23 protein-coding genes and 1 pseudogene are annotated in these 26099 nt (G+C 72.7%); 5 read left to right on the top strand and 19 right to left on the bottom strand.

Annotation, left to right across the window (positions count from 1 at the left end; translation table 11 throughout):
• Window positions 1-468 (bottom strand): annotated as a pseudogene (locus DKT68_RS16305) (DNA polymerase III subunit delta'); the annotation flags it as partial.
• Window positions 468-2558 carry a dTMP kinase gene (gene tmk, locus DKT68_RS16300; protein ID WP_269089856.1) on the bottom strand — a complete coding sequence of 697 codons (2091 nt, stop codon included), beginning with the start codon at window positions 2556-2558 and terminating at the stop codon, window positions 468-470. The pseudogene DKT68_RS16305 and the gene tmk, both read right to left, overlap by 1 nt.
• 317 nt (window positions 2559-2875) lie before the next feature.
• Here tmk and DKT68_RS16295 point away from each other — a divergent pair, with 317 nt between their 5' ends.
• Window positions 2876-4084 (top strand): amino acid deaminase/aldolase, encoded by a 1209-nt coding sequence (locus DKT68_RS16295; protein ID WP_109818260.1) that lies wholly within the window; start codon window positions 2876-2878, stop codon window positions 4082-4084.
• 33 nt (window positions 4085-4117) lie between these two features.
• On the opposite strand, the gene DKT68_RS16290 is transcribed toward DKT68_RS16295, so the two are convergent.
• The gene (locus DKT68_RS16290) at window positions 4118-4723 is read right to left on the bottom strand and encodes a TetR family transcriptional regulator (RefSeq protein ID WP_109818259.1); all 606 of its coding nucleotides are present in this window, start codon (window positions 4721-4723) and stop codon (window positions 4118-4120) included.
• 226 nt (window positions 4724-4949) lie between these two features.
• On the opposite strand from DKT68_RS16290, the gene DKT68_RS16285 reads away from it, so the two are divergent.
• Entirely contained in the window at window positions 4950-6266 is a 1317-nt protein-coding gene (locus DKT68_RS16285; RefSeq protein ID WP_109818258.1) for a D-arabinono-1,4-lactone oxidase, read from the top strand.
• Window positions 6267-6324: 58 nt separating this feature from the next.
• On the opposite strand, the gene DKT68_RS16280 is transcribed toward DKT68_RS16285, so the two are convergent.
• The 9 genes from DKT68_RS16280 to DKT68_RS16240 form a co-directional block, all read right to left on the bottom strand.
• Window positions 6325-7425 (bottom strand): SGNH/GDSL hydrolase family protein, encoded by a 1101-nt coding sequence (locus DKT68_RS16280; protein ID WP_109818257.1) that lies wholly within the window; start codon window positions 7423-7425, stop codon window positions 6325-6327.
• A complete protein-coding gene (locus DKT68_RS16275) occupies window positions 7422-7733 on the bottom strand; it encodes a hypothetical protein (RefSeq protein ID WP_109818256.1) in 312 nt (103 codons plus the stop codon). The genes DKT68_RS16280 and DKT68_RS16275 overlap by 4 nt, the downstream gene beginning before the upstream one ends.
• Window positions 7734-7740: 7 nt before the next feature.
• Window positions 7741-8367 carry a TetR/AcrR family transcriptional regulator gene (locus DKT68_RS16270; protein ID WP_161556671.1) on the bottom strand — a complete coding sequence of 209 codons (627 nt, stop codon included), beginning with the start codon at window positions 8365-8367 and terminating at the stop codon, window positions 7741-7743.
• A 244-nt stretch (window positions 8368-8611) separates the two neighbouring features.
• On the bottom strand, window positions 8612-11446 hold the full coding sequence (gene topA / locus DKT68_RS16265) for a type I DNA topoisomerase (protein ID WP_109818254.1): 2835 nt from the start codon (window positions 11444-11446) through the stop codon (window positions 8612-8614).
• 372 nt (window positions 11447-11818) lie between these two features.
• Entirely contained in the window at window positions 11819-12568 is a 750-nt protein-coding gene (locus DKT68_RS16260) for a hypothetical protein (RefSeq protein ID WP_201749065.1), read from the bottom strand.
• A complete protein-coding gene (locus tag DKT68_RS16255; RefSeq protein ID WP_109818253.1) occupies window positions 12559-13101 on the bottom strand; it encodes a hypothetical protein in 543 nt (180 codons plus the stop codon). Before DKT68_RS16255 ends, DKT68_RS16260 begins: the two co-directional genes overlap by 10 nt.
• A gap of 114 nt (window positions 13102-13215) precedes the next feature.
• On the bottom strand, window positions 13216-15564 hold the full coding sequence (locus DKT68_RS16250; protein WP_109818252.1) for a sodium-translocating pyrophosphatase: 2349 nt from the start codon (window positions 15562-15564) through the stop codon (window positions 13216-13218).
• A 318-nt stretch (window positions 15565-15882) separates the two neighbouring features.
• A complete protein-coding gene (locus DKT68_RS16245) occupies window positions 15883-16320 on the bottom strand; it encodes an ATP-binding protein (RefSeq protein WP_109818251.1) in 438 nt (145 codons plus the stop codon).
• Window positions 16317-16673: an STAS domain-containing protein gene (locus tag DKT68_RS16240; protein WP_074316127.1), complete on the bottom strand. Its 357-nt coding sequence runs from the start codon at window positions 16671-16673 to the stop codon at window positions 16317-16319. The genes DKT68_RS16245 and DKT68_RS16240 overlap by 4 nt, the downstream gene beginning before the upstream one ends.
• Before the next feature lie 187 nt (window positions 16674-16860).
• Here DKT68_RS16240 and DKT68_RS16235 point away from each other — a divergent pair, with 187 nt between their 5' ends.
• The 3 genes from DKT68_RS16235 (at window position 16861) to DKT68_RS16225 (ending at window position 20245) form a co-directional block, all read left to right on the top strand.
• A complete protein-coding gene (locus DKT68_RS16235; protein ID WP_109818265.1) occupies window positions 16861-19245 on the top strand; it encodes a DEAD/DEAH box helicase in 2385 nt (794 codons plus the stop codon).
• 96 nt (window positions 19246-19341) lie between these two features.
• The gene (locus tag DKT68_RS16230; RefSeq protein WP_109818250.1) at window positions 19342-19545 is read left to right on the top strand and encodes a hypothetical protein; all 204 of its coding nucleotides are present in this window, start codon (window positions 19342-19344) and stop codon (window positions 19543-19545) included.
• A gap of 121 nt (window positions 19546-19666) precedes the next feature.
• Window positions 19667-20245, top strand: coding sequence for an LURP-one-related/scramblase family protein (locus tag DKT68_RS16225; protein ID WP_109818249.1), 579 nt, complete (start codon window positions 19667-19669; stop codon window positions 20243-20245).
• 419 nt (window positions 20246-20664) lie between these two features.
• On the opposite strand, the gene DKT68_RS16220 is transcribed toward DKT68_RS16225, so the two are convergent.
• The 7 genes from DKT68_RS16220 to ssd all read right to left on the bottom strand — a co-directional run bounded on the left by DKT68_RS16220 (window position 20665) and on the right by ssd (window position 25996).
• Window positions 20665-21147 carry an Rv3654c family TadE-like protein gene (locus DKT68_RS16220; protein ID WP_109818248.1) on the bottom strand — a complete coding sequence of 161 codons (483 nt, stop codon included), beginning with the start codon at window positions 21145-21147 and terminating at the stop codon, window positions 20665-20667.
• Entirely contained in the window at window positions 21144-21497 is a 354-nt protein-coding gene (locus tag DKT68_RS16215; RefSeq protein WP_109818264.1) for a TadE family type IV pilus minor pilin, read from the bottom strand. Before DKT68_RS16215 ends, DKT68_RS16220 begins: the two co-directional genes overlap by 4 nt.
• 89 nt (window positions 21498-21586) lie before the next feature.
• A complete protein-coding gene (locus DKT68_RS16210) occupies window positions 21587-21754 on the bottom strand; it encodes a DUF4244 domain-containing protein (RefSeq protein ID WP_109818247.1) in 168 nt (55 codons plus the stop codon).
• A 21-nt stretch (window positions 21755-21775) separates the two neighbouring features.
• Entirely contained in the window at window positions 21776-22339 is a 564-nt protein-coding gene (locus DKT68_RS16205) for a type II secretion system F family protein (RefSeq protein ID WP_109818246.1), read from the bottom strand.
• Between the two features lie 116 nt (window positions 22340-22455).
• Entirely contained in the window at window positions 22456-23508 is a 1053-nt protein-coding gene (locus DKT68_RS16200) for a hypothetical protein (protein ID WP_407940750.1), read from the bottom strand.
• Window positions 23509-23684: 176 nt separating this feature from the next.
• Window positions 23685-24896 (bottom strand): TadA family conjugal transfer-associated ATPase, encoded by a 1212-nt coding sequence (locus tag DKT68_RS16195; protein WP_109818245.1) that lies wholly within the window; start codon window positions 24894-24896, stop codon window positions 23685-23687.
• On the bottom strand, window positions 24893-25996 hold the full coding sequence (gene ssd / locus DKT68_RS16190) for a septum site-determining protein Ssd (RefSeq protein WP_109818244.1): 1104 nt from the start codon (window positions 25994-25996) through the stop codon (window positions 24893-24895). Before ssd ends, DKT68_RS16195 begins: the two co-directional genes overlap by 4 nt.
• Between the last annotated feature and the right edge of the window lie 103 nt (window positions 25997-26099).

Genomic DNA, 26099 nt, shown 5'->3' with positions numbered 1-26099 from the left:
GAGCCGGTCGGCGTCCTCGATGACCACCACCTGCCAGCGCCCGCCGGAGGGGGTGCTGGCCGCGCGGAGCACCAGCGCACGCATCTCGCCGACGCCGATGGAGAGCCCCTCCGGCACCACCATCCGGACGTCCGCGTGGGTCCCACCCAGCGTGGTGTGGCAGCCGGGGCACTCGCCGCAGCCGGTGCCGTGGACGCACTGCAGGGCGGCGGCGAAGGCCCGCGCCGCGACCGAGCGGCCGGAGCCGGGCGGGCCGGTGAAGATCCAGGCGTGGGTCATCCCGGCACTGGAATCGGTTCCGGTCAGCGGGGCGTCGCCGTCGTCCCCGCCGGTCGGGCCGGCGGCGATCAGCGCGGGCTCCCGGTCTGTCGCGCCCACGCGCAGCACGGCCGCCGCCGCCGCGGCGGCCCGGCGCAGCTCGACGACCGCCTCGTCCTGGCCGACCAGGTCGGCGAAGACGTCCGACATCAGGTCTTGTGCTCCATCGTCACCAGCTCCGCGTCGGATAACTCGGGCTGCACCGAGGTGTCCGGGCCCTGCGCCGGGCGGGGGTGCACGATGCCGCCCGGGTGGCCGAGCATCTCCTCGATCCGCCGGGCCACCTGCGCGGTGATCTCCTCGGCGGGCCGGGACGCGTCGAGCACCAGGTAGCGCTTCGGGTCGGCGGCGGCCAGATCGAGGAAGGCGTACCGGACGCGCTCGTGGAACGCGATCGACTCGGCCTCCAGTCGGTCCGCGCCCTCGTTGCGCGAGGCCACCCGGGACAGGCCGGTGCGCGGCTCGACGTCCAGCAGCACCACCAGGTCGGGCTTGAGCCCGCCGGTGGCCCAGGAGGAGAGCCAGGAGACCTCGTCGACGGGGAGCGTCCGGCCGGCGCCCTGGTAGGCCAGGGACGAGTCGACGTACCGGTCGCTGATCACCACGCCACCCCGGACCAGCGCGGGCCGGACGACGGTGGCCACGTGATGTGCCCGGTCGGCGGCGTAGAGCAGCGCCTCGGCGCGCGGTGACGGCGCATCGTCGCCGGAGGTGTCCAGCACCAGCGACCGGATCCGCCGGCCGACGCCGGTGGCCCCTGGCTCGCGGGTGACCACGACGTCGCGACCCTGGCCGCGCAGCCGCTCGGCGAGCGCGGTGAGCTGGGTGGACTTCCCCGCACCCTCGCCGCCCTCGAAGACCACGAAGAGCCCGGCGGAGACGAACGGCTCGGAGGGCATCAGCGGACGACCTCGGATGGAGCCCCAGAGGTCGGCGAGGACCGGTACGCCCTTCTTGTCGTCCATCTGGCCGAACGCGCTGATCCCGGCGAAGATGCCGGCGGCACCGGCGGCCAGCAGCAGCAGTCGGGTGGAGGAGACGGAGATGCCGAGGTCGGCGATCTCCAGCTTGCGCGAGCCACCAACACCGACCAACACGCTGCTCAGCCCGATGGCCAGGATCAGCACCAGCCGGGTGCCGATCTGCACCACCGCGAAGACCCGGCCGCGCACCTCGTCGGCCACCTCCCCACCAAGCAGGGTGGTGCCGGCCAGGAAGGCCATCCCGGCGCCGGCGCCGACCAGCACCGCGCCGACGATCGCCATGGACAGGTGGATGGCGAAGGCGAGGGTCATCACGGCGGCGCTGGCCAGCACGATGCTCATGCCGAACCAGCGACGCCGGGACATCTCCTTGACGACCATCGGGCCGAGCCCGATGCCGAGCGCCAGACCGACGAAGATCGCGCCGAAGAGCAGCGAGAACGCGGCGTCACCGGCGCCCAGCGAGTTGGCGAAGAACTTGGCCGTGCCGACCACGATGCCGCCGCCAGCGAACGCGCCGAAGATGCCCAGCACCAGGCCACGGACGAGCGGGGTCTGGCCGATGTACTTCCAGCCCTCGGAGAACTGCCGGAACATGCTCTGCTCGGCACGCTCCGTCTCGCCGCGCTGCGCCTCGCTGATCTCCTTGATCCCGAACGCCACCACCAACGCGGTGGCGAGCCGGGAGAAGGAGTTGAACCAGAGTGCGAGCTGGGCCGGCTCGGCCCAGGAGGGTAGGTCGCCGCCCACAGCGCCTCTGACACCACGGTCGAGCACGGCAAGGCCGATGGCCGCGGCCACCGGGGTGAGGCCGTACGTGGTGATCAGGGTGAGCTGGTTGGCGGCCTCCAGCCGGGCCCGCGGGATCAGGTTGGGGACCGCGGCCTCCTTGGCCGGGATCCAGAGCAGGGTGAGCGACTCGATCAGGAAGGTGGCGATCAGCGCCCAGCCGACCACCAGGCCGCCTGGGGCGCCGCTGAGGGCGTAGAGCGGAATGGAGGCGAAGAGCACGAAGCGCAGCAGGTCGCAGATGACCATCGTCCAGCGTCGGTCGAACCGGTCGGCGAAGACACCGGCCACCGGGCCGAGCACCAGCGCGGGCAGCAGCCGGATCGCGGTGACCCCGCCGAACGCGGCGCCCTGGGCGGTGCTGCCCTGCACCTGCGAGGCGGCGAAGAGGGCGGTGGCCAGCAGGCCGAGCCAGTCACCGAAGGAGGCCGCGCCGAGCACGATCCAGAGCCTCCGGAACGGCCGGATGCGCAGGACCGAGCGGATCGCGGCATAACCGGACGGATCAGCCTGGCCGCCATTGGGCTGCGTGGCGGCGTTGCCCGACTGGTCGCCCGAGCGCGACACGCCGGGCGACTCGCCGCTGTTCTGGCTTTCGATGGCCGTACCTCCACGTGCCGGCCCATCGCTGGGCACCTCCGGTGGAACACTCTAGACCCGGTGGGGAGCCACCCCACCGGCGACATTCTCCTGCTCGCTGAGCCTAGGCCGCCGGAGCCGCCGACCGCAGCCCGGACGTACGCGAGGGTATTTCGCATTCATCGTCGGACAGTTAGCGTGCACACGTGGCCATCGAAAGCGACAAACTTCGCGAGCGCCTGGACCGGGCGACCGCCCACCTCGACCCGCCGTACGCGGTGGTCGACCTCACGGCCTTCGACGGCAACTCGGCCGCCCTGGCCGAGCGCGCCGCCGGCAAACCGGTCCGACTGGCCAGCAAGTCGGTCCGCAGCCGGGAGCTGATCAGCCGGGCGCTCGCCCGGCCCGGCTGGCGGGGCGTGATGGCGTTCACGCTGCCCGAGGCGATCTGGCTGGTCCGTGCCGGGGTGAGCGACGACGTGCTGGTCGCGTACCCCAGCGCGGACCGGGCCGCCCTCGCCGAGCTGGCCGCCGATCCGACGCTGGCCTCCGCGATCACCCTGATGATCGACGGCACCGGGCAGCTCGACCTCATCGACGCCGTACGGGCCCCCGGGCAGCGCGCCGAGCTGCGGCTCTGCCTGGACCTGGACGCCTCCTGGCGACCGCTGCGCGGCCGGGTGCACGTCGGCGTCCGGCGCTCGCCCGTGCACAGCGCCCGAGCGGCGGGAGCGCTCGCCGCCACCGTCGCCGGGCGCGCCGGCTTCCGGCTGGTCGGCCTCATGTCGTACGAGGCACAGATCGCCGGCCTGGGCGACGCGCCGCCGGGGCAGACGCTGCTGGCCGGCGCGATCCGGCTGGCCCAGCGCGGGTCGTACCGCGAGTTGCTGGCCCGCCGGGGCGCGGCGGTGGCCGCGGTCCGCGAGCACGCCGACCTGGAGTTCGTCAACGGCGGCGGCACCGGCAGCGTGGCCGCGACCAGCGCCGATCCCGCGGTCACCGAGGTCACCGCGGGATCCGGCCTGTACGGGCCGACGCTGTTCGACGCCTACCGGGCCTGGCGGCCCACCCCGGCGGCGTTCTTCGCCTGCGCGGTGGTCCGTCGGCCGACGCCGGAGCTGGCGACCGTGCTCGGCGGAGGCTGGATCGCCTCCGGTCCGGCCGCCGACAGCCGGCTGCCCCGACCGTGGCTGCCGGCCGGCCTGAAGCTGGTCGGCACCGAGGGCGCCGGCGAGGTGCAGACCCCGCTGTCCGGCGCGGCGGCGGCCACCCTGCGCATCGGCGACCGGGTGTGGTTCCGGCACGCCAAGGCCGGTGAGCTGTGCGAGCGGGTCAACGAGCTGCACCTCGTCGACGGGGACGGAATCGTGGCGACCGTGCCCACGTACCGGGGCGAGGGGCAGGCGTTCCTCTGAGGCCACCCCTGCCCGCCGCCCCGGCGAACCGGGTCAGGCGGGCTGTACGGCCGCGGCCTGCTGCTCCGCGGTCGACCGGTCGCTCTCGCTGCCGTCGACCTGGCGGTGCAGGTACTCCCGGATCAGCGCCTTGGCCTCGAGCAGCACCCGGTCGTCGCCGTCGGACTTCCGCCGGAACGCGAGCTTGATCAGCGCGTCGGCCGCCTCCACCGCGATCTCCAGCACGAAGCGGAGCTTCGGCACGTCGGTCAGCCCGAAGCGCTCGGTGAGCACCCGGGCCAACTGGTCGGCGATCACGCCGTTGTTGTCCCGCTGCTCATCGAGCAGGTGCAGGTCGACCACGTCGCCGAAGTGCAGGGTACGGAAGCCGGGAACGGTGCGGTGCATCGTGATGTACTCATCGATCCCCGCGTCGACGCCGTCCCACCAGTGGGTCATCTCGTCGGAGGCGAACCGCTCGTCGAGCCGCTGGAGGTAGGACTCCATCGTGCGCAGCGTCAGCGCCTGCACGATCGCCCGCTTGTCCGGGAAGAACTGGTAGACCGACCCGATCGCCACCTCGGCGCGCTCGGCGAGCAGGGTGGTGGTCAGCCCCTCGTACCCCACCTCGTCGACGAGTTCGGCGCAGGCGTCCAACATGCGCTGTACCCGCGCGACACTTCGACCCTGCACCGGTACGCGGCGCAGCGGACCGGTCGTGGCGGCTGGTGTGGACACTCGGCGCCACCCCCCTTCGACGGATGAACATATCTCCACGTCACGAGTCCGTGACTACCGGTACAACGAGCGGACTGCAATTGCGGTATTTACCAGGAACAACGTTCCTGATATGAAGTCAGTTCATATTCATCTCCGAGGAGCGCGCATGGTCGGCACCGCACCGCTCACCGCCCGCTGGTCCAACTGGGCCGGCAACCAGCGTGGCAGCGCCACCGCCATCCTGCGCCCCGGCTCGCCGACCGACGTCGCCGAGGCTGTCCGAACCGCCGCCGCGACCGGCAGCCGGATCCGGGTGGCCGGCAGCGGCCACTCCTTCACCGGCATCGCGCTCGCCGACGACCAACGGATGGAACTGTCCGAGCTGGACAGCACCGTCAGCGTCGACGTCACGCGCCGGCTCGTCACCGTACCGGCGGGGATGACCCTGCACACCCTCAACGGCCTGCTCGCCCGACACTGCCTCGCCCTGCCCAACCTGGGCGACATCGACGCCCAGACGGTCGCCGGGGCGATCTCCACGGGCACCCACGGCACCGGCGCGGGCTACGGCTGCCTGTCCACCTTCGTCGAGGCGATCACCCTGGTCACCGGCACCGGTGAGGTGCTGCGCTGCTCGGCGGACGAGCACCCCGACGTCTTCGCCGCCGCCCGGGTGTCGCTCGGCGCGCTCGGCGTGCTGGTCGAGGTGACCCTGCGCTGCGTGGACGCCTTCGTGCTGCACGCCCACGAACGTCCGGCCGCGCTGGCCGACGTGCTCGACGACCTGCCCTCGCTCATCGCCAGCCACGACCACGTCGACTTCTACTGGTTCCCCTACACCAGCCGGGTCCAGGTCAAGACCAACGACCGGGCACCCGCCAACGACCGCCCGCTGCCCCGGTGGCGCGGCTGGCTGGACGACGACTTCCTGGCCAACACCGTCTTCGCCGGCGCCTGCCGGCTCGGCCGGGCCGTGCCGGCGCTGGCCCCGGGGATCAGCGCGGTGTCCGCCCGTGCGCTCACCGAACGCCGGTACACCGGCCGTTCCGACCGGGTCTTCTGCACCCCGCGCCGGGTCCGCTTCGTGGAGATGGAGTACGGCCTGCCCCGCGAGGCGCTGCCCGAGGCGCTGGGCGCGCTCCAGCGCATCGTGGAAGGGCTGCCGTTCAAGGTGCTCTTCCCGGTGGAGGTGCGGTTCACCGCCGCCGACGACATCTGGCTGTCGCACGGCTACGGCCGGGACTCCGCGTACATCGCCGTGCACCAGTACGTCGGCATGCCGTACGAGCCGTACTTCCGGGCCTTCGAGGAGGTGGCCGCCGGGCTGGGCGGCCGCCCGCACTGGGGCAAGCTGCACTACCGCGACGCCGCGTCGCTGGCCACCGCCTACCCGCGCTTCGCCGACTTCCTGGCCCTCCGCGACCGCCTGGACCCGGACCGGGTCTTCACCAACCCCCACCTCACCCACATCCTCGGCGCCTGACGGCGGGTGCGCCTGGCAGCCGCACCTTCGACGCCGACGCTCGGCCCTGACACCGGCCCTAAAGCGCGAGGTCGTCCAGGTTGACGGCGTCGGCCATTGCCTCGGCGCCCTTGTCATTCAGGTGCATGCCGTCGCCGCTGTCCAGCGCGGGGTGGATGTGGTCGAGGGCGCGTGGGTTCGCGACCGCACGCGCCACGTCAAAGACGGAGTCGAAGGCGTCGGTCGTGCGGATCCAGTCGTTCACCTCGCGTCGGGTGGCGAGGCCTTCCGGCGTGCTGATTCCGGAGCCAGCGCCCCCGAAGGGACCGATGGTGGCGGCGAGGATCTTCAGACCGGCGCTGTGGGCGCGGTCAGCCAGAGCTCCGAAGCCTTCGATGAGGGCGTCGGCGGTGGTGGGAGGTTCGCCCAGCATGCCGGGAAGACCGAGGTCGTTGATGCCGAAGTGGACCAGGACGTGGGTCAGGGCCGGTATCGAGAGGACGTCACGGTCGAAGCGCGCCAGCGCGTGTTCGCCGACCCCGTCGCGCAGGAGGCGGTTTCCGGCGATGCCCTGGTTGACGACCCACCCTCTCCTGAGGCGCCGGTTGAGAAAGTCGACGGAGCGATGGTTCGCGCTGGTCGTGGTGCCGACTCCTTCGAACCAGGAGTCGCCGAAGGCCACAGCGATCGCGGTGTCCTGCGGGGCGAGCACGTCGACACCCGAGATGTAGAACCTGGCTTCGACCTGTTCGGTCCACGGAAGCGCAGGAGACGTGACGTGGTTCCCGCCAGCTATTAGAGCGACTTCCGCCGGTTTGTGCGAATGGGTGGCCAGACCGGTCTTCTCGGGGAGATAGAGGCTCACGACCAGATCCGCACCGGCGGCAACCGGAAGATCGACCGGGTCGGCGACGGCCTCTTCGCCCGCCGGGATGACACACCTCTCGACGCCGTCGAAGGTGAGGACAGCCTGCCGGTGACCGACAGCGACGGTCGCGGCTGCGATGGTCAACGGAGTGCGGCCGTAACGGTTCGTCAGGCGCACACGGAGCGCCTCCCCGCCGCCCGCCATGTGCAGCACCTGACGAATGGTCTGGTCGACGAAGCCACGGGGCTCGCTGAACTGGAGCTGCTCGTAGGGACTGATCACTGCGGTACGGAAACCGGCTGTCCAGATCATGGTCGTGCCGAGCCCTCCGCCGGTTCGGTCGTGGTGCCCTCCTCGACGCTGATCACCTCGTCGATCAGCGAGAAGAACGTCTGGATGCCGGGCCGATCGCCGCCCCGGCGCCGGGATTCGGCGAAGTCCTCGGACGATCCCCAGAAGACGATGTCCAGCCATTCGCCGTTCGTCAGCCGAATCAGTCGCGCGTTGAGGAAGCCGGCACGATCGGTCTGGAAGTCCCGCAGCATCGCTGGTCGCGCGGCCAGCAGAGCGTCGGCGCGCTCCGCGGGCGCCCGGAAGCGGGTGATCTCGACGGTGGTCATCGTTTCCTCAATCCGTTCGGGTACTGGGCTCTGAGTCCTGGACGCCCAGCATCAGCCTGAGCTGGGTCAGCAAAACGTCACGAAAGTCCGCGGGTGACGGCGTGGGATGGCGCTGGACGCGAGAGATGATCAGACCGGCCAGAGCCGAGAGCAGAAGATCCGTCATCGCCTCGGCGTCGTGGGCCAGCGTGAACGCACCCCGCTCAGCGCCCTCCCGTACGGCGGCCAGGAAGGGGGCCCGGTAGCGCGTCTGCACTTCGGCGCTGTAGGCGCGGAGTTCGTCGTCGCGCATCGCGGATCGCCAGAATTCGACCAGGACCTGCCGGGTGCTCTCCGAGTTGTGCAGACTGCGGTCCATCAACGCGACCAGTCGTCGCCACGGATCGGCTTCGGCGGCGGACACCGCTTGCAGGGCATCCACTTCCCGGTCGGTGAACACCTGCATGGCCTCGATGACCATGTCCTCGCGCGAACCGAAGTAGGTCTGCAGGGTGCTGATCGCGACGCCGCCGGCCGCCGACACGTCCGCGAACCGCGTGTTCTCGTATCCACGGGCAGCGAGCACGCCTGCCACGGCGTCGAGAACGGCATTCCGCTTCTCCCCGCCCGCACGTCTCTTCCGCATCGCCGGCATGGTCATACGGTACGGCGGTACCGGTGAATTCTGAAAGGCTTCACCTGTGACGCGAGGCACCCGAATGTGGTCCGTTTACCCAGCACGGCGATGCCAAGGCATTGGATCTTGGACAGTTTCCGTTCCGCGTGAACGGAAACTGTCCAAGATCTGCGGGACCGGACACGCCGCTGGCCGGCGCGCCCCGTTACGGGGGTGCCGGCCAGCGGGTTGAGTGGTGCTGAAGGTCAGCTGTGGAGCAGGATCACTCCGTGCTGGTGGCGGCCTTGCGGGGGGCCGCCTTCTTCGCCGGGGTCTTCTTGGCCGCGGTGGTCGTCTTGGCCGTGGTGGTCTTCTTCGCGGCGGTGGACTTGCTGGCGGCGGCCGTCTTCTTGGTCGCCGTGGCCTTCTTCGCCGGAGCCTTCTTCGCCGCCGCCTTCTTCTTCGGCGCCGGCCCCTTCGCCCGCTTCTCGGCCAGCATCTCGGAGGCTTCCTCGATGCTCAGCGCCTCCGGCGTCTGCCCACGCCGCAGCGACGCGTTGAACTCCCCGTCGGTGACGTACGGGCCGAACCGGCCGTCCTTGATCACCAGTGGCTTCTCGGTCAGCGGGTCGACGCCCATCTCCCGCAGCGGCGGCGCCGCGGCCCGCCGTCCGCGCGTCTTCGGGGCGGCCAGCAGCGCCAGCGCCTCGTCGAGGCCGACCGTGAACATCTGGTCCTCGGACTCGAGCGACCGGAACTCCTCGCCCCGCTTGACGTACGGGCCGTAGCGACCGTTGTTGGCGAACACCTCGACCCCGTCCGGCGCGACGCCGACCAGCCGGGGCAGGCTGAGCAGCTTGAGCGCCTCCTCCAGGGTCAGCGAGTCCGGTGTCTGCGAACGCAGCAGCGAGGACTTCCGCTCGCCGCTGGACACGTACGGGCCGAACCGGCCGGACTTGAGCACGATCGGCTCGCCGGTCGCCGGGTCGTCGCCGAGCTTGCGCTCGCCGCTGCCGCCGAGGAACAGCTCGTGCACCTTCTCCGGGGTCAGCTCGTCCGGGGCCAGGCCCTCGGGGATCGGCGCCCGGTCGCCCTGGGCGCCGCCCTCCTCGCCCTCGGCGGGCGCAGCCGGCTGCTCTCCGCCGGGCAGCTCCCGCTGGAGGTACGGCCCGTACCGGCCGACCCGGACCACGACCTCCCGGCCGTCGTCGTCGGTGAAGAGCGGGATGGAGTTGACGCTGCGGGCGTCGATGTCGCTGAGGTTCTCGGTGACCAGCTTCTTGAGCCCACCCGAGCGGGCGATGCCCTGGTCGCCGGCGCCGTTGGAGCTGCCGAAGTAGAAGGCGGTGAGGAAGTCGACCGCGGCGTGGTCACCGCCGGCGATCTCGTCCAGCTCGTTCTCCATCGTGGCGGTGAAGTCGTAGTCGATGAGGCGCGGGTAGTGCCGCTCCATCAGCCCGATCACCGCGAAGGCCAGGAAGGTCGGGATCATCGCCTGGCCGCGCTTGGTGACGTACCCCCGGTCCTGGATCGTCTGCATGATCGACGCGTACGTCGACGGGCGGCCGATGCCCAGCTCCTCCAGTGCCTTGACCAGCGACGCTTCCGTGTAGCGCGACGGCGGCTGGGTGTGGTGCCCCTGGGCGGCCAGCTCGTCGGCGGTCAGCGGCTGGTCCTTGACCAGGGTGGGCAGCCGGCGCTCGGCGTCCTCGGCCTCGGCGTTCTCGTCGTCGCTGGACTCGACGTACGCCCGCAGGAAGCCCGGGTCGGTGATGGTCTTGCCGGTGGCGCCGAAGTCGGCTTCCTCCTGGGAGGTGGAGACCGCGCGGATGCGCACCGAGACGCTGGAGCCGACCGCGTCGGTCATCTGCGAGGCGATGGTGCGGCGCCAGATCAGCTCGTAGAGCTTGAACTCCTCGGCGGACAGCTCCTTGGCCACCTCGCCCGGGGTGCGGAAGTTGTCCCCCGCCGGGCGGATCGCCTCGTGCGCCTCCTGCGCGTTCTTCACCTTGCCGGTGTAGCGACGCGGCTCCGGCGGCACGCTGCGCTCGCCGTACAACTCGACGATCTGCCGGCGGGCCGCCGAGATGGCGGTCTCCGACAGGTTGACCGAGTCGGTACGCATATAGGTGATGTAGCCGTTCTCGTACAGCCGCTGCGCGGTGCGCATCGTCTGCTGCGACGACAGGCGCAGCTTGCGGGCCGCCTCCTGCTGGAGCGTCGAGGTGATGAACGGCGCGTACGGGCGGCGGCGGTAGGGCTTCTCCTCGACCCGGGTGACCGTGAACGGCCGTCCCTCGAGCCGGGCCGCCAGCCCACGGGCGCCGCCCTCGTCCAGGTGCACGACGCCGGCTCCGGGCCTCACCCGGCCGGTGGTCGGCTCGAAGTCCTTGCCGGTGGCGATCCGGTCGCCGTTCAGCGCGATCAGGGTGGCGTTGAAGGCACGCGGCCCCTCGCCGGCGTTCGCCACGGCGAGAGTGGCCAGGATGTCCCAGTACTCGGCGGTGCGGAAGGCCATCCGCTGCCGCTCCCGCTCGACCACGATGCGGGTCGCCACGGACTGCACCCGGCCGGCCGACAGCTTCGGCATGACCTTCTTCCACAGCACCGGGGAGACCTCGTAGCCGTAGAGCCGGTCGAGGATGCGCCGGGCCTCCTGCGCGTCGACCAGGTCGCGGTCGATCTCGCGGGGGTTGGCCACCGCCGCCTGGATCGCCGGCTTGGTGATCTCGTGGAAGACCATCCGCTTGACCGGCACCTTGGGCTTGAGCGTCTCCACCAGGTGCCAGGCGATCGCCTCGCCCTCGCGGTCCTCATCCGTCGCCAGGAAGATCTCGTCGACCTCCTTGGCCAGCTTCACCAGCTTGCTGATCTGCTGCTTGCGGTCGGCGGAGACGACGTAGAGCGCGTGGAAGCCGTTGTCCACGTCCACCCCGAGCCGGGCCCACGCCTCGCCCTTGTACTTGGCCGGCACGTCGGCGGCGTTGCGCGGCAGGTCGCGGACGTGACCGAAGCTGGCCTCCACGACGTACCCCGGGCCGAGGTAGCCCGAGATCGTCTTGGCCTTCGCCGGTGACTCGACGATGACCAGACGGGTGGTTCCAGCGTTGCTCGGCACGTCTCTCCCCGACCTCACTCCTGCTCGTGGTCTGCCGGCGCCCGGACAGCGACCGCTCTCGACCCCGCCGTCGCACCGGCGGTCCGGATGTCCAACGTAACGCGCCGTCCGCGTTTCGGGTTTCGCGGGCGGCAATCCGCTCCGGCGCGGCGGTCTGCTCCCGCCCCGTCGCGCTCGGCACTGCCGGACGGCGCCACCGTACACCGTGGGTAGGGCTCGAAGCGGGTCACTGTGACGATGGCGGGCCCTCGGCCGAGGTCCGACCCGCCCGTTTTCTGCCCGGATCGGCCCCGGGGCTGTCCGGGACCGGACAGCCGGCGGCCGGCCCGACTCCACGTCCGGACTGGGCGGATTGACCGGTTCGTCTCCCGGTCAGGGTCGCGTCGGCCAGGCCTCGGCCGGTGCCGCTCGCGGCGGCCCGCCGACCAGCTCGGCGAGCCGGGCCAACCGGCGTCGACCGGTGATCCGGTACCCCGGGCCGCCCTCGTCCGGGCCGAGCAGCGTGCCGGCCAGCCCGGCGGCGGCGAGCGCCCGGCCGACCGGTTCCCACGACTCCTGGTCGCCCTCGCCGAGCCGCAGCAGGAAGCCGGCGGGCGGCTCCGGCGTCCCGGCGGCGGCGAGCCAGAGCCGCAACCGACGGCCGGTCAGGTGGAACGTGGCCGGCGGGCGTTTCGCCGTGCCGTGCAGCCAGGCGACCGCGAGCGGTTTCAGAACCCGGGTGTACGACGTACGCACGGCGTGTCGCGCGTCACCGGTCGGCTCCCAGCTCGCCGCCAGCCCGCGCAGTGCCAGCTCCGCGACCAGCACGTGCACCCGCCAGGCGGCGTCCACCTGCACCGAGAGGCGGGCGGTGCCGCCCATCCGCACCACCTCGCCCGGCCCGGCGAGCAGCCCGGCCAGGTCGGCGACCGTCGGTTCGGCCGCCTCCGCGCCGAAGAAGACCAGCTGCCGCCCCGCCTCGTCGGTTGGGGACGGCCCGGACGACGGGACACCCGACCCGGGGCGGGTCACCCCGCTCCGCCGCCGCGCGGGCTCGGGCGCCGACGCGTCGGGCTCGGGTGCCGGGAACAGCGCCGGCAGCGGCTGCGCCGCTCCGGTGTCGCCGAGCCCGCTCAGCGACACTCCGGCACCTCGTCGAAGGCCTGTTTCAGCTCCTCGGAGTTGAGCTGGCTGGTGTCCAGCGCGCTGGCGTCGTACTCCTTGTTGAGCGTCTCGACCGCGGCCCGCACGCCGTCGTAGAAGACGGTCGGCTCGCCGGTGCCCAACCCGTCGATGGTGTCCCGGGCCCGGCCGTACGCGTCCCGCATCTTCTCCAGCGAGCCGCGGAAACCGGCGGAGATCGCGGCGCCGTTGTCGGTCTCCGGGACGCCGGCCTGCTCCACCTTGTGGCGCGCGGTCTCGCTGGCCTGCTCCGCCCCGGCGAAGAGCCGCACCAGATTCTCCTTGGCCTGTGCCGGCGTGGTCTGCGCGGTCATCTGCTCATCGGTGCTGCTGGTCAACTTGCTGATCTCGGAACGCCACGGGGTGAGGGCTCCGCAGACCGTGGCGGCCCAGGCACGCGGGCTGGGACCGCCGCCGCAGCCGGAAAGGAGGACGACGAACGTGGCCAGAACCACCGTGAGCTTTCCGGCGGCAGACGCCTGGCACGTACGCATGCGTTGCAGCGTACGACCTCCGGCCAGGTGTGGCACCGGTCAGACGGTCCGGACCGGACCCGACGGTCCCCGGCCGGCGCGGTACGCCGACCGGGGACCCGGTGCCGAGGGAGGTCAGGCGCTGACCGTCTCCGGCCGTTGGTCCGTGCTGCCCGCACCGGTGTCGGAGTCGTCCATCGCGATGCCCTTGCGCTTGCTGAACACCACCGACGCCACGATGATCAGCGTGGCCACCACCGCGATGGCCACCCGGACGGGGGTGTTCCGGTCGTCGCCGATGCTGAACGCCACCACGGCCGGCGCGATCAGCAGCGAGACCAGGTTCATCACCTTGAGCAGCGGGTTGATGGCCGGGCCGGCGGTGTCCTTGAACGGGTCACCGACGGTGTCACCGATGACCGTCGCGGCGTGCGCCTCGGAGCCCTTGCCCCCGTACGCGCCGTCCTCCACCAGCTTCTTGGCGTTGTCCCAGGCGCCACCGGAGTTGGCCAGGAAGACCGCCATCAGCGTGCCGGCCCCGATCGCCCCGGCCAGGTACGCGGCGAGCGCGCCGGGCCCCAGACCGAAGCCGACCGCGATCGGCGCCAGGATGGCGAGCAGGCCGGGGGTCATCAGCTCGCGCTGCGCGTCCCGGGTGCAGATGTCGACGACCTTGCCGTACTCCGGGCGCTGGGTGCGGTCCATGATGCCGGGCAGCTCACGGAACTGACGGCGGACCTCCATCACCACGGCGCCGGCCGAGCGGGACACCGCGTTGATGGCCAGCCCGGAGAAGAGGAAGACGACCGCCGCGCCGATGATCAGGCCGACCAGGTTGCGCGGGTTGGCCACGTTCAGCGAGTTGAGGATCTCGTTCCCGACGTCGCCCACACCCGCGTCCGCGTACGCGGTGCGCAGCGAGTCGGTGTACGAGCCGAACAGCGCGGTCGCGGCGAGCACCGCGGTGGCGATCGCGATGCCCTTGGTGATCGCCTTGGTGGTGTTGCCGACCGCGTCCAGCTCGGTGAGCGTCCGGGCGCCGTGCTCGTCGATGTCACCGGACATCTCGGCGATGCCCTGCGCGTTGTCGGAGATCGGCCCGAAGGTGTCCATGGCGACGATCACGCCGACGGTGGTGAGCAGGCCGGTGCCGGCCAGCGCCACCGCGAACAGCGACAGCGTGATGGAGGTGCCGCCGAGCAGGAACGCCCCGAAGACGCCGGCGCCGATCAGCAGTGCCGAGTAGACCGCCGACTCCAGCCCGATGCTGATGCCGGCCAGGATGACGGTGGCCGCACCGGTCTGCGAGCTCTTGCCGATGTCCTGCACCGGGCGCCGGTTGGTCTCGGTGAAGTAGCCGGTCAGCGCCTGGATCGCGGCGGCCAGCACGATGCCGATCACCACCGCTCCGATGGCCACCAGCCGCGGGTTGCGGTCGACGTCGGTGAGACCGCCCTCGAACTCGGCGAAGGTCGCCGGCAGGTAGGCGTAGGCGGCGATCGCCACCAGCACCGCGGAGAGCACCGCCGAGACGTAGAAGGCCCGGTTGATCGCGGTCAGGGCGTTGCGGTCGGAGGCGCGCAGCCGGGTGATGAAGACGCCGAAGATCGCGACCAGCACACCGATGGTGGAGATGATCAGCGGGAAGACCAGGCCGTCCTCGCCGAACGCGGCGCGACCCAGGATCAGTGCGGCGACCAGCGTGACCGCGTACGACTCGAACAGGTCCGCGGCCATGCCGGCGCAGTCGCCGACGTTGTCGCCCACGTTGTCGGCGATGGTCGCGGCGTTGCGCGGGTCGTCCTCGGGAATGCCCTGCTCGACCTTGCCGACCAGGTCGGCGCCGACGTCGGCGGCCTTGGTGAAGATGCCGCCGCCGACCCGCATGAACATCGCGAGCAGCGCGGCGCCGAAGCCGAAGCCCTCCAGCACGGTCGGCGCGTCGCCCCGGTACACCAGGACGACCAGCGCGGCGCCGAAGAGGCCGAGGCCCACGGTGAGGAAGCCGACCACGCCGCCGGTGCGGAAGGCGATCTTCATGGCCGCCTCGCGGCCACCCTGTCGCTCCCGGGCGGCGGCGGCCACGCGCAGGTTGGCGCGGGTGGCCAGCCACATGCCGGCGCCACCGATGGACGCGCTGAACAGGGCGCCCACCACGAAGAAGAGCGAGCGGCCGAACTTCACCGCGTTCTCGCTGCCGTCGGTGTCGTGCACCGGCAGCAGGAAGAGCAGCACGACGGCGATGACGACGAAGATCGCCAGGGTACGGAACTGGCGGAGCAGGTAGGCCGAGGCGCCCTCCTGGACCGCCCCCGAGATCTCCTGCATGTTGGTGGTGCCCTTGCCGGCTGCCAGCACCGCCTTCGTCAGGGCGGCGGCGAAGACGAGCGCCACCAGCGCGATGACCGCGGCGATGACGACGTACGTGACATTGCTACCGGTAAGGGAAAGCCCGCCGCCGTCGGCGGCCAAGGTCTCGGACATCTGTGTCCTCCTGTTACCGAACACTCGCACCGGTGAGTGGAGACGCACCGACCGGCGCCTGAACGCGGACTCGCAAGCGCGCGCCAACCCACCCCAGCGGACCAGCGATGACCACCCATACCCGCTGGCTGCGGGATGGATCACTTGCTGACAACCCGGGTACTGTAGCCCTCCACCGTGTCGGAGGTCACACCGAGGTGGCACCGTGTCTCGATGATCTTCGTCGCTGTGTTATGAAACGAAATCTGATATAGGACGCCGTCCATGACAGTGAGGCCGCACCCCCAGGTGGGGATGCGGCCTGCGGAACAGAACGGGTCAGCGGCCGACCGGCCACACCATCCGCACCTCGGTGCCGATGCCCTCGTCGACGGGACGCACCTGAAGGTCCTCGACGAACCCGGCGAGCAGCGCGAAGCCGACGCCCGTGGTCAGCGCCTCGTCGGTGAGCGACTCGTTGGCCAGCTCGTCCGGCGGCAGCGCGGCCAGCCCGATGCCGGCCTCGATCGGTGCCCGGTCCACCACCCGCACCGCGTACGAGCCGGCGTCGGACATCTCCACCAGCACCGGGTCGGCCAGGCCGTACTGACGGTGCAGGGCGACCGCACGGGTACACGCCTCGCCGATGGCCAGGCGCACCTCGTCCAGCAGGTCCTCGCGGACCCCTGCGCGCCGGGCGACGGCGACGCCGACCAGGCGGGCGGTGCGCACGTGCACCGGCGCCGGGGAGAAGGAGAGCCGGACTGTCGCCATCACGCGCTGGCGCCGGTTGGTTCCGCGCCGACCGCCGCGTCGACCGTGGGGTGCAGCGGGAACACCTGGTCCAGTGCCGTGATCCGGAAGATCTTGAGCAGCGGCTCCTTGTCGCAGACCAGGGCGAACGAGCCGCCCGCCGTGCGCAGCCGCTTGAGGGCGCCCACCAGCACGCCCAGCCCGGTGGAGTCGAGGAAGTCCACCCGACCGAGGTCGACGACCACGTGACGAGCGCCACCGTCGATCAGTTCGAGGAGTCGTTCGCGGAGCCGGGGCGCGGTGTAGACGTCCACCTCACCGCCGACCTCGAGCACCGTGTGCTCGCCCACGGTGCGGGTCGCCAGTGACAGCTCCATCGGTCCTCCTCGCCAGAGCCGTAAACTCTCCTGGGCATCTAACCATCACCGCCGGGACACCCTGCGGTCGCCGGCGGAGGCTATCCCTTACCCCCCGGCCCGACTTTTCATCTCCGAACACCAGTGCGAGAGTGCAGGCGTGACTGACGACAGCTTCGGCTCGGCGCGCCTCTCGGCGCGCGACGACCTGGAGCCGTCGTCCGCAGCCACCGTATCCGCAGGCAGCGGTCCCGGGCCATCGCCGGTCGACCTGCTGGGCCGGCTGCGCGGCCGGGGCGCCGGTGACCCGGTCACCCACGTCGAGCGGGTGCCGGCCCGCACCGGGGTGCCCGCGCCGTGGCCGCCGTGGGCGCCCGCGGAGCTGCGCGCGGCGTTCGCCCGCCGCGGCGTGGTCGCGCCCTGGCAGCACCAGGCCGAGGCCGCCAACCTGGCGTACGACGGCGGCCACGTCGTCGTCGCCACCGGCACCGCGTCCGGCAAGTCGCTGGCGTACCAGCTCCCGTCGCTGGCCACGCTGCTCGCCGACCCCCGGGCCACCGTGCTCTACCTGGCGCCGACCAAGGCGCTCGCCGCCGACCAGCTGCGGGCGGTCGCCGGGCTGGAGCTGGAGGGGGTACGCCCCGCCTGCTACGACGGCGACACGCCGCGCGCCGAACGGGAGTGGATCCGCCGGCACTCCCGGTTCGTGCTGACCAACCCCGACATGCTGCACCACGGCATCCTGCCCGGGCACGCCCAGTGGTCCGGCTTCCTGCGCCGGCTCGCGTACGTGGTGATCGACGAGTGCCACACCTACCGTGGGGTGTTCGGCTCGCACGTGGCGCACGTGCTGCGCCGGCTGCGCCGGCAGTGCGCGCGCTTCGGTGCCACCCCGGTGTTCGTGCTCGCCTCGGCGACCTCCGGCGACCCGGCGACCGCGGCCGGGCGGCTGACCGGCCTGCCGGTGACGGCGGTCACCGAGGACTCCTCACCGCGCGGCGGGGTGACCTTCGCGCTCTGGGAGCCGCCGCTGCTGCCACCCGACTCGTCGGCGTCCTCGGCCGTGGCGCCCGCCCAGCCGGCGGGCGGGCACGACGACATGCCGGACCTCGTCCAGGTCCGCCGGTCGGCGCTGCGGGAGACCGCGGACCTGCTCGCCGACACGGTCGCCGAGGGGGTACGCACGCTCGCGTTCGTCCGGTCCCGCAAGGGCGCCGAGGTGGTGGCCGCCAGCGCACGCCGGGCGTTGGACGACGCGGTGCCGGGGCTCGGCAAGCGGGTGGCCGCCTACCGGGGCGGCTACCTGCGCGAGGAGCGCCGTGAGTTGGAGCGGGCGTTGCTGCACGGCGACCTGCTCGGCCTGGCCTCCACCAACGCGCTGGAGCTGGGCGTGGACCTGATCGGGCTGGACGCGGTGCTGATCTGCGGATACCCGGGCACCCGCGCCTCCCTCTGGCAGCAGGCGGGTCGTGCCGGGCGCTCCGGGCAGGAGGCCCTCGCCGTGCTGGTGGCCCGGGACGACCCGCTGGACACCTATCTGGTGCACCACCCGGAGGCGATCTTCGGGGCACCGGTGGAGGCGACCGTCCTCGACCCGGCCAACCCGTACGTGCTGGCCCCGCAACTCGCCTGCGCCGCGGCCGAGGCCCCGCTCACCCCGGCCGACCTGGCGCTCTTCGGCGACGGCGCCAAGGAGGCGATCGACGAGCTGGTCGCCGCCGGGGCGCTGCGGCAGCGGCCCACCGGCTGGTACTGGCGGCACCGGGAGCGGCCCGAGGTCGATCTGCGCGGTGAGGGCGGCGCCCCGGTCTGCGTGGTGGAGTCGGCCACCGGCCGGCTGCTCGGCACGGTCGACGGCGGCTCCTCACACTTCCTGCTCCACCCCGGCGCGGTCTACCTGCACCAGGGCGTGTCGTACGTGGTGGACGAGCTCGATCTCGCCGACGGCTGCGCGCTGGTGCACGTGGAGGAGCCGGACTGGTCCACCCACGCCCGGGACGTCACCGACCTGTCCGTGGTGTCGGTGCGCTCGTACGTGGACGCCGGGCCGGTCGGCATGTTCCTCGGCGAGGTGGACGTGACCAGCCAGGTGGTGTCGTACCAGCGCCGCCGCATCGCCACCGGCGAGGTGATCGACACCCGTCCGCTGGACCTGCCCACCCGCGAGCTGCGCACGGTGGCGGTCTGGTTCACCCTGTCGCCGCGGTCGCTGACTCTTGCGGGGGTCCAGCCGGCCGACGTGCCGGGCGCGCTGCACGCCGCCGAACACGCCGCGATCGGTCTGCTGCCGCTGATGGCCACCTGCGACCGGTGGGACATCGGCGGGCTCTCCACCGCGCTGCACCCGGACACGGAGGCGCCGACCGTCTTCGTCTACGACGGGCACCCGGGCGGCGCCGGCTTCGCCGAGCGGGCGTACGGCACGGCGTCGGCGTGGCTGCGAGCCACCCGGGACGCGATCGCGGAGTGCGGCTGCGAGACGGGCTGCCCGTCCTGCGTGCAGTCACCGAAGTGCGGCAATGGCAACAACCCGCTCTCCAAGCCGGACGCGATCCGGGTGCTCGACGTGGTGCTGGCGAACCTGCCCGCCTGAGCCGCCTTGCATGATTCCGCGCCGCGCGGGGCACAATGATGGGAGCGCTTCCATCGATGTCTGCCTTTCGTTCACCCCCGTGCCCAAGGAGGAGCCGTGGCCGACACCATCGCCGAGACCGTCGACCTGCTCTACACCATCGACCAGGAAAGACTCACCCTCGATCAGCAGATCGCGCTCGGATCGGCGCTGGCCGCCCTGGCCCAGGCCGAACGGCTGGAGCAGATCAACGAACGGCTGCGGGACATCCACCAGGTCCTCAACGGCTGGGCGCTGCGCGTCACCGTCGACGGCCGCTGACCTCCGCCGCGATCGACCGCACCGGGTGGACCGAGCACAGGTGGGAGCGCCCGGGGCGCGGGCCGACGGTGGTTGCCGGGCTGTGCGAGACTCCGGCGCACCAACCCCCTGAGGAGATTCCATGCAGCTCGACAACTTGCAGACCCTGCGGCAGTTCCACATCCGGCAGCGGTTGCGAATGATGGTCAACCAGTACGAGGTGCGGGCGGTCGCGGCGGACGGCACGGAGGGTGAGCTGCTGGCCTTCGCACAGCAGAAGCGGCTCGCCTTCAAGGAGCAGGTGACGATCTACACCGACGACTCCAAGCAGCAGCCCCTGCTCGGCTTCAAGGCCCGCCAGCGCATCGACCTGGGCGCCACGTACGACGTGACCGACGCGGCCGGCAACCCGATCGGCCTGTTCCGCAAGGACTTCGCCCAGTCGCTGCTCCGCTCCACCTGGCACGTCGAGCAGGCCGGCCTGCCGCAGGTCACGGGCCAGGAGCGCAGCATGCCGGTGGCGCTGCTACGCCGGTTCGTCGACTCGCTGTCCTGGCTGCCGTACCACTTCGACTTCACCGCCGGCGGTCAGCCGGTCTTCTCGGTGGTGAAGAAGTGGGGCCTGCGCGACAAGTACGTCGTCGAGGTGCACAACCCGCAGATCGACCGGCGCCTGGTCATCGCGATGGCCGTCGCCCTCGACGCGCTCCAGGCCCGCTGACGCACCCGGCCGCCCCGGCCACCCACGCCGTCGGCCGCTGGCCGGGACACGGGCCCGTCGGCCCACGTCCCGGCCAGCAGGCTCCCGGCAGCCTGGATCCGGCCGCACGCCGGATTTCCTCCGGACCGGCTCCCGCTGGTGGCTGGATCCACTGCGGGCCCGCCCCGCTGCCGACTCGGTCAGTGCGGCTGCTCCGCCGAGGACCCAGTCGGCGGACCCTTTGGAGCTGATGTCGCAAACGCATCGGGACTGATGTCGTCAGCGATTCAGCTCCACAGCTCCCGTCGGACCGCACCCGGCCCGACCCTCGCCCGGTGCGGAACCTGACCTACGCGTCCAATACCACCAGGTCATGACGATGACCGATCGGCAGCGCGGCTCCCGATGTCCCCGCCTAGGTGTTGCGGGCCGAGCGGCGTTCAGCCGCGCACCGGGCCGGCGCGGGCCGTCGACGACGTGACCCGGGTCAGGCCGGGCAGAGGAGTGATCACCACCTCCACGGTCACCAGCACGTCCAGCCCGTCGAGACGGCAGTCGACCAGACGGCCACCGTTGCGACCGGCGATGTCGGCAGCGGACGCGCAGGCCACCCCGTCGCCGTCGAACGCCCTGGCCGCCCCGGCCAGCGCACCCAGGTCGGCCGCCACCGCCGCCCGTTGAGCCGCCATTCCGGCTGCGGCGACGGCGGCACCGAACGTCCCCGCCAACACAAAGACCAACCCCAGCGCGAGCAGCAGGACAGTCGCTCCACCACGCTCAGGATCCGGTGGCTCAGCACCGAGTCGCTTGGCGCCACATCGCTCGGTGCCGAGTCGCTCGGCGCCACATCGCTCGGTGCCGAGTCGCTCGGCGCCCGGTCGTTCAGCGTGGGGCCGTGCGGCAGCGGGCCGCTCTCCGTTCACCGGTTCTCCTCCGTGGCCCCCGGTTCCATGGCCGCGACGGCGGTGGCGACCACGGTGAGCCGCGGGAGCCGACCGCCCAGCGCGCGCACGGGTGCCCGTACCGTCGCCTGCGCCCGGTCGCCCTCGATCGTCACCGACATCTCCGCCCCCGGTGGCGGGGTGGGCCGACCGTCGGCGTTGCCGTCCGAGCCCCGGGCGGCGGCCAGCGCCGCCTCCCGGGCCGCATGCAGGCAACTCGCCCGCGTGCTGACGGCGTTGACCGCGGTCAGGCCGGCGAGCAGGAGCAGGAGAAGCGCCGGCAGGCCGGCCGCCAGTTCGGCGGTGAAGGAACCCCGGTCCCCACCGGTCACCCAGGCGACGAGGCGGGATCTCCGTCCGCCGCCGGCTGCCCACCCTGCGGCGCCGAACCGCCGACCACGGCCGGCCTGCCGGCGCCCGATCACTTGAGCGCCCGGTCGATGACGGCGGTCAGCGCCGACTGGACGTTGCCGGAGGTCAACACCTTCAGCAGGATCCCCGCGAAGGCAACGGCGGCGAGAGTGCCGACGGCGTACTCGGCGGTGTTCATCCCGTCGTCGCCGTGCAGGCGGGCGATGAGTTTGCGCATTTCTGGTCCCTTCTCGATGGGTCAGAGCACGTCGCCGAGGACGGCGACGATCACCGGCACCAGGCCGGCGAGAATGAACGCCGGCAGGAAGCAGAGCCCCAGCGGCAGGACGATGAGCACGCCAGCCCGGCGGGCCGACGCTTCGGCGGCGGTGGCCCGGTCGGCGCGCAGGTCGTCGGCGAGCCGGGTCAGCGCCCCAGCGAGGGCGGCGCCGCTGTTGGCCGAGCGGAACGCGGCGGCGGTCAACCGTTCCGCGCCCGGCACCCCGTCCAGCGCGGACCACGCCTCGGTCGGGTCACCGCCGAGCAGGAGGGTGCGGCCGACCCGGGCGAGCCGGTCAGCGAGCGGGCCGTCCAACGCGTCGGCCACAGCCAGCACCGAGCGGTCCACCGGCGCGCCGGCCCGCATGGCCGCGGCCAGCAGGTCGGCGGCGAGCGGCAGGTCCGCGGCCTCCCGAAGCCGGCGCCTGCGCACGGCCGGCGACTCGATCCGCCTCAGCAGCAGGTCCAGCAGGAACGCGGTCGGCACCGCGCCAAGCAGCCCGAACCAGCCTCCGACGACCACGGCCACGGCGAGCCCGCCCATACCGGCGGCAAGCCGGATCGCGTCGGGCCGTCGCCGGCCGCCCGCTGCGCTCGCTCGCGCGCTGATCGACGAGCCGGTCCGCGCCCTCCCTCGGGAGTCCGCCACCGTCCCGGACATCAGGCGGTCCGCCCCGGCGTCGCGCCCAGCCGCTCAGCCCACAACAGGCCGATGACCTGCAGGACGACCGCGAGAACCGCGCAGACCCCGCCGACCGTGCTGTGCAGGAGCACCGCCACGGGATCCACGCCGATCCCGTAACCGAGCCCGATACCGCCGATCGGCAGGGCCGCCAACAGCCAGGCCGTGGCCCGAGCGCCGGCCGCCTGCGCCTCGGCGGCGGCCAGGCCCCGGTCGGTCGCCCGGGCGTCCGCCTCGATGCGTTCGACGAGCTCCGCCAGCGGCGCGCCGGTCCGGTCCGCGAGCCGCACCGCGGCCGAGGTCAGCTGGCCCAGCCGGTCAGAACCGTCCCGCCCACCGGCGGTGACGATCTCGACGGCCGGCGGGACGGGCAGCCCCGCCCGGAGGTCCGCCGCGAGACCGCAGAGCTGGTCCAACGCGCGCCGCCGGATCCGCTCGGCGTGCCGGTTCGCCTGCCGGCGCAGCAGAGCGCGCACGGTCAATGTGCCGTAACCGGCCACCGCGGTCGCGGCCACCGGGCCGGCGAGCGCGGCACCGACGCCGCCACCCAGCAGGCCGACCAGCACCAGCAAGCGTGCCGGCGTTCGCCGAGCGCGCGCCGAGATGCCTCGCTCCCCACCAGGCGCGTCCGCGGTCGTCATCGGGCCGACAGCTTGGTTTCCACCGCTGTCCACATCCTCGCGACCGTCGACCGTCGCCACGGTGGACGCCGCAGCGTCCCGAGCCAGCACGTCCGCTTCGATCACTGTTGCGGAGGCGGACGGGACAGCGTGACGTTCGACGTCCGCGGCTACCGCCACTGGCCGGGTGGTACCGGCCGGACCGCGGGGGTCGCGCCGAGCAGGCGGACGTGCCGCACCCGCGGGTCGCGTGGAGCCCACCGAGCCGCCCCCCGATCTGGGCCAGGGCGGACCGGCGCTGACGTCCCTGGTGGACCACCTGACGCGCGTCCGCCCGCCATAGCCCGGGGGCGCGGGCGGCTGGTGGCCCGAGGAGGACGGACTGCCGGCCCCGTCGACCGGGCCGTCCAGCTCACGACCGAGGTCCCTGACCCAGTCCACCAGCGCGTCGTCCGGATCGGCACCGGCATCCCGACTGCCCGCTGGCATCAGCACCCGACGGCGGCGAGCCCGGATGGTCTGCACCGGCCAGGCCACCAGGGTCGCGGCCGCCAGCAGCAGCGCTGCAACCAGCAGCGTCCCGCCGCTCATGCCGGACCCGCCGATCCGGGCCACGGCTCGCTGAGAATCGGCGGTGCCGCCACGCCACGGTCCCGCAACAGCGCCCCGAGCGTACGGGCGGCCAGCCCGAGCCCTCGGCCACGGATCCAGGCGGGCACCACGGAGAGCACCCGGTCGGGTCCCTCCGGCAGCAGCAGGCAGATCGACTCCAGGACACGCCCCCGGTCGCCGCGTCGTACCTGGAACAGCACCTGCAACGCGGCGACCACCTGGGCGTGCAGCGCGGCGCGGGGCAGCCCGCCCAGCATGCCGAGCGCCTCGAGCCGGGCGGGTACGTCGGAGGGGGTGTTGGCGTGCAGCGTGCCCGCGCCCCCGTCGTGGCCGGTGTTCAGCGCGGCGAGCAGGTCGACCACCTCACCGCCCCGGCACTCCCCGACCACCAGCCGGTCCGGGCGCATTCGCAGCGCCTGCCGGACCAGGTCGCCGAGGCTGACCACACCCGTACCCTCCACATTGGCGGTACGCACCTGGAGTCCCACCACGTGCGGGTGCCCCGGGCGCAGCTCGGCCGCGTCCTCCACCAGCACGATCCGCTCGGTGGCCGGCACCAACCCGAGCAGCGTGTTGAGCAAGGTTGTCTTGCCGGACCCGGTCCCGCCGGTGACCAGGTACGCCAGCCGGGCCGCCACGACGGCGGCGAGCAGTGGCGCCACCGGTCGCGGCACGGTCCCCTGGTGCACCAGCTCGTCGAGGGTGAACGGGCGGTGCCGGAAGGTCCGCAGGGACAGGTAGGGGCCCTCGGTCGCCACCGGTGGCAGAACCGCATGCAGTCGGGTGCCGTCGGGGAGCCGGGCGTCCGCGTACGGGGAGCCGTCGTCGAGCCGCCGCCCGGCGCTGGCGATCAGTCGCTGCGCCAACCGGCGGACGTCCTCGACCGCGCCCACCGGCACCGCGACCTGGTGCAGTCCCGCTCCTCGGTCGACCCAGACCCGGGTGCCGTTGACCAGGACGTCGGTCACCTCCGGGTCGGCCAGCAGCGGCGCCAACGGCCCCGCGCCGACGAGGTCGTCGTGCACGCGGTCGGCGATCCGCAGCACGGCGGTGTCACCGAGCACGGCGGCGGTGGGCTCGGCCCGTACCGCGGAGACGATCGCCGCCGGGGTGACGGGGGTGGTGGCGGCGGCGATCCGCTGTCGCACCCGGGCGGCGAGAGTGCCGTCCTCCGGTCGGCCGGTCATGCCGCACCCGTCGCCGGCAGACCGGTGAGGTCGGTGACGATCCGCTGGCAGAGGGCGGCCAGCGGGCCCTTGCCGGCGGCGGCCGGAGCCTCACCGCGTTCCAGGCCGCGGCAGAGCCCCGGCTCGGGACGCAGCGTGCCGGCGAGGGGCAGCCCCAGTGCCCGTGCCACCTCCGTCGCGCGCAAATGGCCCGGGGCGGGCCCGCGCACCACCACCGAGAGCGCGGCGCAGTGCGGGGCCGCGGCAGCGACCACCCGCGCGGCGGCCGCGGTGGCCCGCAGCTCGGCCGGAACGACGACGAACGCCTGATCGGCCGCCTGCAACGCGATGACGGCGGCGTCGTCCAACTGCCGAGGCAGGTCGACGACCACGAAGTCCCGGCCGCGGCGGGCGGCGTCGACGGTCGCCGCCATGGCCGCCGCGGGCAGCGCCAGCAGATCGCCGCGATCCCAGGAGAGCACCACCAGGTCGCCCCGGCTGGGCAGGGCCTGGACCAGTGCCGGGGCGTCCACCCGCCCGTCGGCACCGGTGAGCGACGGCCAGCGCAGCCCTTCCAGCTGCTCCCAGCCCAGCACGAGGTCGAGGCCACCGCCGAGCGGGTCGGCGTCGACGAGCAGGGTACGCAGCCGTGCCCGAGCAGCGGTGACGGCGAGCCCGCCGGCCAGCACACTCGCCCCGGCGCCGCCGCGACCACCGAGCAGCGCGACGATCCGGGCGCCGGCACCGCCCGGACGGTCCTGGCCCTGCTCGGCGAACTGGTCCACCAGCCACGGCTCCGCCGCGGGCAGCGTGGCGACGTGCTCGGCGCCGACCAGCTCGGCGATCTGCCAGCCGGGGTCGAGCTGGTCGGTCCGGCCGACCAGCACCAGCCGCGGTCGGTGCGGCAGCCGGGCCCGCAGACACGGCTGCGCCTGGTCGGCGCCGAGCAGCACCAACGGGGCGGGAAGCCAACGCGTACGCGCGGCGGCCGGGTCGGTGGCGAGCTCCACCTCGGTCCCGCCGGCGGCGGCGAGCCGGAGCAGGTCGTCGAGCAGATCGTCGTCGCCTGTGACGACCAGCGGTCGCCTGCGGATTGGCGGAACGGAGGTACGGGGTGGCATCGCGGCCTCCAGCGGTCGAGCTCGGATATGCCGCCGACCCTGCTCGGGATCCGCCCCGAAAACCGCCCCGACCACGCTGCCTGTGGACAACCACGCGGGCTGT

The organism is Micromonospora acroterricola (assembly GCF_003172955.1).
In the GTDB taxonomy this organism is placed as follows: Bacteria; Actinomycetota; Actinomycetes; order Mycobacteriales; family Micromonosporaceae; genus Micromonospora; species Micromonospora acroterricola.
The sequence above is the reverse complement of the archived record's forward strand: the minus strand, read 5'-3'. Positions and strand labels throughout refer to the sequence as shown.

Coding starts and splice junctions, on each gene's coding strand:
- DKT68_RS16240 (WP_074316127.1), bottom strand. CDS start 16,673: ATGGAGCTGTCACTGGCGACCCGCACCGTGGGCGAGCACACGGTGCTC.
- DKT68_RS16285 (WP_109818258.1), top strand. CDS start 4,950: ATGGTCGGCACCGCACCGCTCACCGCCCGCTGGTCCAACTGGGCCGGC.
- DKT68_RS16280 (WP_109818257.1), bottom strand. CDS start 7,425: ATGATCTGGACAGCCGGTTTCCGTACCGCAGTGATCAGTCCCTACGAG.
- DKT68_RS16205 (WP_109818246.1), bottom strand. CDS start 22,339: ATGGGCGGGCTCGCCGTGGCCGTGGTCGTCGGAGGCTGGTTCGGGCTG.
- DKT68_RS16210 (WP_109818247.1), bottom strand. CDS start 21,754: ATGCGCAAACTCATCGCCCGCCTGCACGGCGACGACGGGATGAACACC.
- DKT68_RS16250 (WP_109818252.1), bottom strand. CDS start 15,564: ATGTCCGAGACCTTGGCCGCCGACGGCGGCGGGCTTTCCCTTACCGGT.
- DKT68_RS16255 (WP_109818253.1), bottom strand. CDS start 13,101: ATGCGTACGTGCCAGGCGTCTGCCGCCGGAAAGCTCACGGTGGTTCTG.
- DKT68_RS16275 (WP_109818256.1), bottom strand. CDS start 7,733: ATGACCACCGTCGAGATCACCCGCTTCCGGGCGCCCGCGGAGCGCGCC.
- DKT68_RS16225 (WP_109818249.1), top strand. CDS start 19,667: ATGCAGCTCGACAACTTGCAGACCCTGCGGCAGTTCCACATCCGGCAG.
- DKT68_RS16195 (WP_109818245.1), bottom strand. CDS start 24,896: ATGACCGGCCGACCGGAGGACGGCACTCTCGCCGCCCGGGTGCGACAG.
- DKT68_RS16290 (WP_109818259.1), bottom strand. CDS start 4,723: ATGTTGGACGCCTGCGCCGAACTCGTCGACGAGGTGGGGTACGAGGGG.
- DKT68_RS16270 (WP_161556671.1), bottom strand. CDS start 8,367: ATGCCGGCGATGCGGAAGAGACGTGCGGGCGGGGAGAAGCGGAATGCC.
- ssd (WP_109818244.1), bottom strand. CDS start 25,996: ATGCCACCCCGTACCTCCGTTCCGCCAATCCGCAGGCGACCGCTGGTC.